The organism is Streptomyces montanisoli (genome assembly GCF_017813245.1).
GTDB classification, from domain to species: Bacteria; Actinomycetota; Actinomycetes; order Streptomycetales; family Streptomycetaceae; genus Streptomyces; species Streptomyces montanisoli.
On record NZ_JAGIQL010000257.1, the window covers coordinates 1 to 6211 of the forward strand.

The 6211-nt window shown below is 74.1% G+C and carries 6 protein-coding genes and 1 pseudogene; 3 read left to right on the plus strand and 4 right to left on the minus strand.

The annotated features are described in order from the left end of the window. From JFN87_RS31470 to JFN87_RS31480, 3 genes and pseudogenes are all read right to left on the minus strand, one after another. Positions 1-1050, minus strand: a pseudogene (locus JFN87_RS31470) (hypothetical protein); the annotation flags it as partial. Positions 1051-1387: 337 nt separating this feature from the next. Then, positions 1388-2626, minus strand: coding sequence for a precorrin-6y C5,15-methyltransferase (decarboxylating) subunit CbiE (gene cbiE, locus JFN87_RS31475; RefSeq protein ID WP_209345663.1), 1239 nt, complete (start codon positions 2624-2626; stop codon positions 1388-1390). A gap of 205 nt (positions 2627-2831) precedes the next feature. Next, the gene (locus tag JFN87_RS31480) at positions 2832-3473 is read right to left on the minus strand and encodes a GNAT family N-acetyltransferase (protein ID WP_209345665.1); all 642 of its coding nucleotides are present in this window, start codon (positions 3471-3473) and stop codon (positions 2832-2834) included. Positions 3474-3650: 177 nt separating this feature from the next. On the opposite strand from JFN87_RS31480, the gene JFN87_RS31485 reads away from it, so the two are divergent. Together JFN87_RS31485 and JFN87_RS31490 are read left to right on the plus strand one after the other, a co-directional pair. Further along, a complete protein-coding gene (locus JFN87_RS31485; RefSeq protein ID WP_209345667.1) occupies positions 3651-4010 on the plus strand; it encodes a hypothetical protein in 360 nt (119 codons plus the stop codon). A gap of 9 nt (positions 4011-4019) precedes the next feature. Further along, a complete protein-coding gene (locus tag JFN87_RS31490) occupies positions 4020-4523 on the plus strand; it encodes a hypothetical protein (protein WP_245182718.1) in 504 nt (167 codons plus the stop codon). Between the two features lie 116 nt (positions 4524-4639). Here the strand turns inward: JFN87_RS31490 and JFN87_RS31495 are convergent, their stop codons facing one another. Further along, a complete protein-coding gene (locus tag JFN87_RS31495) occupies positions 4640-5143 on the minus strand; it encodes a GNAT family N-acetyltransferase (RefSeq protein ID WP_209345669.1) in 504 nt (167 codons plus the stop codon). Positions 5144-5405: 262 nt separating this feature from the next. On the opposite strand from JFN87_RS31495, the gene JFN87_RS31500 reads away from it, so the two are divergent. After that, positions 5406-6104 carry a lysophospholipid acyltransferase family protein gene (locus tag JFN87_RS31500; RefSeq protein ID WP_209345670.1) on the plus strand — a complete coding sequence of 233 codons (699 nt, stop codon included), beginning with the start codon at positions 5406-5408 and terminating at the stop codon, positions 6102-6104. Positions 6105-6211 lie beyond the last annotated feature (107 nt).

Genomic DNA, 6211 nt, shown 5'->3' on the forward strand with positions numbered 1-6211 from the left:
CGGGGCCGGGGCCTGCGCGGGCACGGCCTGAGCGGGTTCGGTGGCCTCCGGGATGGTGTGCTCCTCCTGCTGCTGCTCTTGCTGCTCCTGCGGCTCCTGCTCGGGCACCTGCGGCTGCGGCACCCACGGGACGCCGCCCTGCGGCGCCTCGGCCGCGTCCGGTGCCTGCCCCGAGCCCGTCTGCTGGGCGGACGGGGCCTCTTCGAGGGTTTCCGGGGTGACGTCGAGGTACTCGGGCCCGGTCGTGGGCGGGCCCGGCGTCTGCGTCCGCACGGGGTAGGCGGGCGTCGTGCGCGCGGCGGGGCCGCGGTCGGCGAGCGACCGTACGACGCCGCTCGTCGGGTCGGAGACCGGCGGGCCGAGGTGCAGCGGCCTGCGCGAGGGGGCCTGGGGCCGCTCGGGCGCGGGGCCGCCGATGGACCCGTCAGGGGGCGTCGCGGGGGACGGCACGTGCCCGCGGCCCGCGTCGTCGGGCGACGGCGCCTGGGGCGGCACGTCCCGCGCCACCGGCTCCGCGGGGGCGACGCGCTGGAACTCGGGCGCCTGGCCGGGCGCCTGAGCGTGGCTGAAGCCCCGGCCGTCCGAGCTGTAGGTCTGCTGCTGCGGCTGCGCCGTCCCCGGCTCCGCATACGGCGCGGCGTGCGCGGGGACTTGCTGGTGAGACGCGTACTGATCCGGCGCCTGCTGCGCCTCGGCACCCGGCGCCGGCTCCGTCACCGGCGCCGGCCGCTCTATCGGCGGCACGGGATCGGGGTGCGGATGCGCCTCCTGCGGGACGTCCACCGCGGCCGGGGCGGGCGCCACGGGCTGCTGCGCGTACCCGTCGTGGGCCACGGGCGCGGCGCCGGGCTGCACGTCCTGCGGCGGCACCGGCTGCGGATCGCTCCACGCGCCCTGCGCGCTCGGCATGAGGAGGAGGTCGTCCTCCTCCGCGTGCGCCTCGGACGGGCCCAGGTAGGCGTACTCGCCGGCGGCCGGGACTCCCGGCTGCCCCGCCATGCCTGCGTCCTCCGGCCGTCCCTCGCCCGGGACCCCGTTGGTGTCAGTCATGCGTACCCCTCGCCCATCGGTTCTGCTCCTTCAGCAAGCCCTTCGCCGGAGTCGTGCAGAGCCGTGGCCCCGGCCGCTCGTCCATAACAACGAGCGGGGGCGCCGCGCGGCACGAAGGACCGCGGCCCCGGCGTGTCCCCGGACGCTGCCGCCGGCCGTGGGACACCTTCTCCGACGACCGGCCGCGGACCGCGCGCCGTTGCGCGTTCCCCCGGTTTGCGCGTACCGCAGGGGGATCCAAAAGGGTTCCCTTGTCCGGATATTGAACGCCGAAACGGCGGGCTGCCGGCTGCGGTGCAACGGTCGGCCAGCCTACCCCGCGCTCCGCCGGACGGGGTCAGGGGGCGCTGTCGGGGCGCTGCCCGGCCACGAGGAAGACGACCGCGCGCTCGCGCTCCGACCAGTCGTCGGTGTCGAGTCCGACGGACTGCAGGAGCGCGCACTCGACGGCGTAGCCGCCCTCGGCGAGCGCGGCGGACACGGCCTCCGCCTCGTCGCGGGTGGCGGCGTGCGTGACGATCCGTTCCGGCCTGCGGTCGGCGCAGGCGGTGACGACGTCGAGTCCCCCGCCGCCGATCCGCACGACGTCGGGCTCCGGCAGGCGTTCGAGCACGTGGGGCGCGCGCCCCTGGACGACCTGGAGTTGCACCCCGGCGCGCCGGGCGGCCGCCGCGGTGGACGCGCACGCGCCCTCCTCCTCGTCCACGGCGATGACGGCGGCCCCGAACCGCGCGGCCTCCGCGGCGGCGGCGCCGCTGCCCGAGCCGATGTCCCAGACGAGGTCGCCCGTCCGCGCGCCGATGCGGGCGAGTTGGGCGGCGCGCAGCCAGGTCGACTCGCCCTCGTCCAGGGTGACGCCGTACTCCTCGGTGGGCAGCGCCCAGCCGCGGGCCGCGGACCGCCGAGCCGGGGCGGCGCCCAGCAGCCAGCCGGAGGCGGCGGGTATCGACGCGTCCTGCGTGCCGCGCGTGCCCGTGCCGCCGATGACGATGACGACGTTCGGGTCGCGCCACACGTGGTCGGCGGCCTTGTCGGAGGTGAGGACGGTGACCTGTTCGCGCTCGGTGCCGAGTTCCTCGCAGATGACGAACGTGCGGTGGACGCCTTCGAGCAGCAGCGCGAGTTCGGCGGGCCCGGCACCCGGCGAGGTGAGGACCGCGACCTTGGTGTGGGCGCGGCAGACGTTGACGGCGCGGCGCAGCGTGCGCCGCTGGGCCACGACGACCTGGGCGTCGTCCCAGGGCATACCGGCGCGCGCGAAGGCGGCCGCCACGGCGGACACCGCGGGCACGACCTCCACTTCGAGGCCGTGCTCGGGAGCACGCAGCGTGCGGACGACGCCGAAGAAGCCGGGATCGCCGTCGGCGAGCACCACGGCGCTGCCCCGGTGGCCGGCGATGCGCCTGGCCGCGAGGTCGATGCTGCCTAGCCTGATGTGCTCGGCGTCGTCGGGCACTTCGGGAAGTGCCAGGTGGTGGGCGGCTCCGGCCACCAGAGTGGCGGCGAGGAGGGCGGATCGGGCCGCAGGGGTGAGGGGTGAGCCGTCCCAGCCGATCACCGTCACGCGGTCGGCCATCGTCGTATGTCTCCCGGAGGTGTCGCGGGCGGAGTGTCGCGGGCGGGGGTGCAGCGGATGCGTCGCGGCGGGGCGGGGCGCACGGCACGGTGAGAGTACCGGTCCCGCCCGGGCGGCGGCAGACCGGCGGGGGTGCGCGGCGCGGGGTGCGCGGCGCGGGGTGCGCGGCGCGAGCGTGCGGCGCGCGTCTGTGGCTCCTGTCGGCTCAGCGCCAGTCGCGGTAGCCGCTCGCGTAGCCGCCCGCGTCTGCGAGCTGTTCGCCGACGCCTTCGAGGTCCTCGGGCAGCAGGCTCCACACGATCAGGTCGGTCCTGATGTCGGCCCAGCCGCCGTCCTCGGTCTGCGTGCGCGCTATCCACGCGTTGCGCAGGACGCCCTCGCTGATGCAGCCGATCTTCTGGGCGACCTGCTGTGCGGCGGTGTTGTCCGCGGCCGTGCGCAGTTCGAGGCGCTCGAACTTCCGGTCGCGGAAGAGCCACTGGGCGAGCGCGAGCATCGATTCCGTGGCGTAACCCTCGCCGCGCGCCCAGGGCGCCGTCGTGTACTCGGCGCGCGCCGCGAGGATGCGCCAGTCCGTGTCGTGCAGCCGTACGGTGCCGACGAGGCGCTGCGTCAGGAACTCGGTCACGGCGAAGACGATGCCGCGGCCCTCCCTGCGCTCGGCGGGCGCGGTCCTGCCGACCCACTTCGCGGCGTCGGAGGAGGAGAAGGGGTGCGGGGCGGCGGTCCAGGCGGTGACCATCTCGTCGTTCATCATCTCGGTGTAGGCCGGGACGTCGGCCGACTCGAACGGGCGCAGCACCAGCCTCTCCGTGCTGATGGAAACGTCCGGAAAGGTGGTAGTCATCCGCAGCTCCATGCCTGGGTCCGTCCAGCAGTGCGTCCAGTCCGCCGTAAAGGCAAAGCATGCAGCATCAGGCGGACCCCGCGCATAGGGGGTGGCCGGGCGGCGGGGACGCGGGCGGGCCGCCCGGCGGTCCGGGGCGGGCGCGGCCGGGGCGCGGCGCCGTAATATCCTCGGTCAATGCTTGTCGCCCTGACGATCGCGGTTACAGCGGCCGCGCTCGCCCTCGCCGCCTGGTGCGGTTATGCCGCGTACCGGGACCAGCCGACCAAGGACTGGCACTTCATCGGCATGGCCGTGGTGTCGGTGCTCGCGCTGGTGCAGCTGGTGGCGGGGATCGTGCTGGTCGCGGGCGGGCAGGAGCCGCACGACGGCTCGGTGATCTTCTTCGCGTACCTGGTGGGCGCGGTTCTCTCGGTGCCGATCGCCGGGTTCATGTCGCTGACGGAACGCACCAGGTGGGGCTCCGTGGTCGTCGCGGCGGGCGGGGTCGTCCTCGCCGTGCTCGAAGTGCGGCTGTACGCGATCTGGGGTGGGTGACGGACGGCGATGGAAGAGGACGGAACGGACGTGACGGCGCAGACGACGGGCCAGGGCGGGAAGACGGCCCGGCAGGCGGGAGCCGACGGCGGGCCGGGCAAGAAGGCCAGGCTGGTCTCGGGGCCCGGCCTGGTGCTCGTGTGGCTGTACGGCGTGATGACGGTGGGCGCGGCGTCGCGCTCGGTGTACCAGATCGTGTCGGACTATGGCCGGGCGCCGCTCGCCTACTCGCTGTCGGCGGTCGCGGCCGTGGTCTACGTGTTCATCACGTACACGCTGGTGCGCGGCGGGGAGACGGCGCGCAAGGTGGCGCTGGTGTGCTGCGCGCTCGAACTCGTCGGCGTGCTGACGGTCGGCACGTGGACGCTCGTGGACCCGTCCGCCTTCCCCGACGCGACGGTGTGGTCGGACTACGGGATGGGCTACATCTTCATCCCGGTCGCCCTCCCGGTGACGGGCATGCTGTGGCTGCGCAAGCCCCGCACGGCGGCTTCGGCCGCGGCCGCGGCCTGACCCGGCGCGCCGACCCCCGGCCGTCGGCCACCGGCCACCGGCCGCCTGCCGGCGTGTGAGCGGCGGGACTGCCGACCGCCCCTGACGCCCGCGGGCAGAACGCCAGGGGCACCTCCTCAGGCGCTCGCCACGTACGTGCCGGACGTGGCGGGCTTCTCCATCGTGACGAGTTCGAGCCGTGTGCCCTCGGCGCTCGTGGTGACGGGTGCGTAGCCGCGGCTGCGGTAGAGGCGCAGGTTGGAGTCGCTGCGTCCGCCCGTGAAGAGCTGGAACCTGCGGGCCGCCGGGTCCTGGGCGAAGTGGGTCTCGATCGCGTCGAGGAGCCTGCCGCCGAGCCCGTGGCGCCGCATCCTCGGATGCACCATGAGCTTGCCGATCCTGGCCGTGCCCGACTCGTCGATCCTGCCGCGCACGGAGGCGATGACCTCGTCGCCGAGGCGCGCGACCAGGCAGTGGCCGCCGGAGAGGTCGGCCCTGAGGTCGTCGAGGGACTGCGTGAGTGGCTCGATGGTGTAGTCGCCGTAGAGCTCGGCCTCGCTCTGATAGCACAGGTACTGGAGCTTCAGGATGTTCTCCGCGTCCTGCGCACCTGCCGCTGAGATGGTCACGCTCATGCCCATGTGTGCATGCCTCCCGCTCACTTGGTTACGCCGATTGTCTACCGCTCCTTTCCCACTTGTTCAGGAGCCGCAACCTCCGCGGTGCGTGGAGTTCGGGTGGGCAATCGACGCATCCGGGGCTTACAGCGCCCAAACGCCCGTGTGACATAGCCGACGTCGCCGCCGCCGGGGCCTCGGCGGGCCCCCGCGGGGACCTCCCGAGGTGCGTTCGGGCACGCGGCGCGAGTAATGTCCTCACCTGCACCGACCCAGCCGCTCATCCATGCCGGCCGACGACACGGAGGATCCGTTGTCCCGTTTCGCGTTCCTCAAGGCAACGATCGGATCACTCGTGCGGCTCGCGTTCCGCACGACGGTGGAGGGCGCGGAGCACATCCCGGGCACTGGTCCCGTGATCCTCGCGGGCAACCATCTGACGTTCATCGACTCGATGATCCTTCCGCTGGTCTGCGACCGCCAGGTGTTCTTCATCGGCAAGGACGAGTACGTCACGGGCCGCGGCATCAAGGGCCGCGCGATGGCGTGGTTCTTCACCGGCGTCGGCATGATCCCCGTGGACCGGGACGGCGGGCGCGGAGGCGCGGCCGCCCTGATGACCGGGCGGCGGGTCCTGGAGGAGGGCAAGATCTTCGGCATCTACCCCGAGGGCACCCGCTCCCCCGACGGACGGCTGTACCGCGGGCGTACGGGCATCGCACGGCTGACGCTGATGACGGGCGCGCCTGTGGTGCCGTTCGCGATGATCGGCACGGACAAGCTCCAGCCGAACGGGCGGGGGCTGCCGCGGGCAGGCAAGGTCACGGTGCGGTTCGGCCCGGCGATGGAGTTCTCCCGCTACGACGGGATGGAGCGCGACCGCTACGTGCTGCGGGCGGTGACGGACTCCGTGATGGCCGAGGTCATGCGGCTCGGCGGCCAGGAGTACGTCGACATGTACGCCACCAAGGCGAAGGCGGCCTGACGGGCCGGCCGCGCCCGGCCCGTCAGGCCGTCGCACCCGCCTCCTGCCGCGTGGCCGCGTGGCCGCCCCGGCAGCGGCCGGTACCCCGCGCCGGCGACCCCGGCACC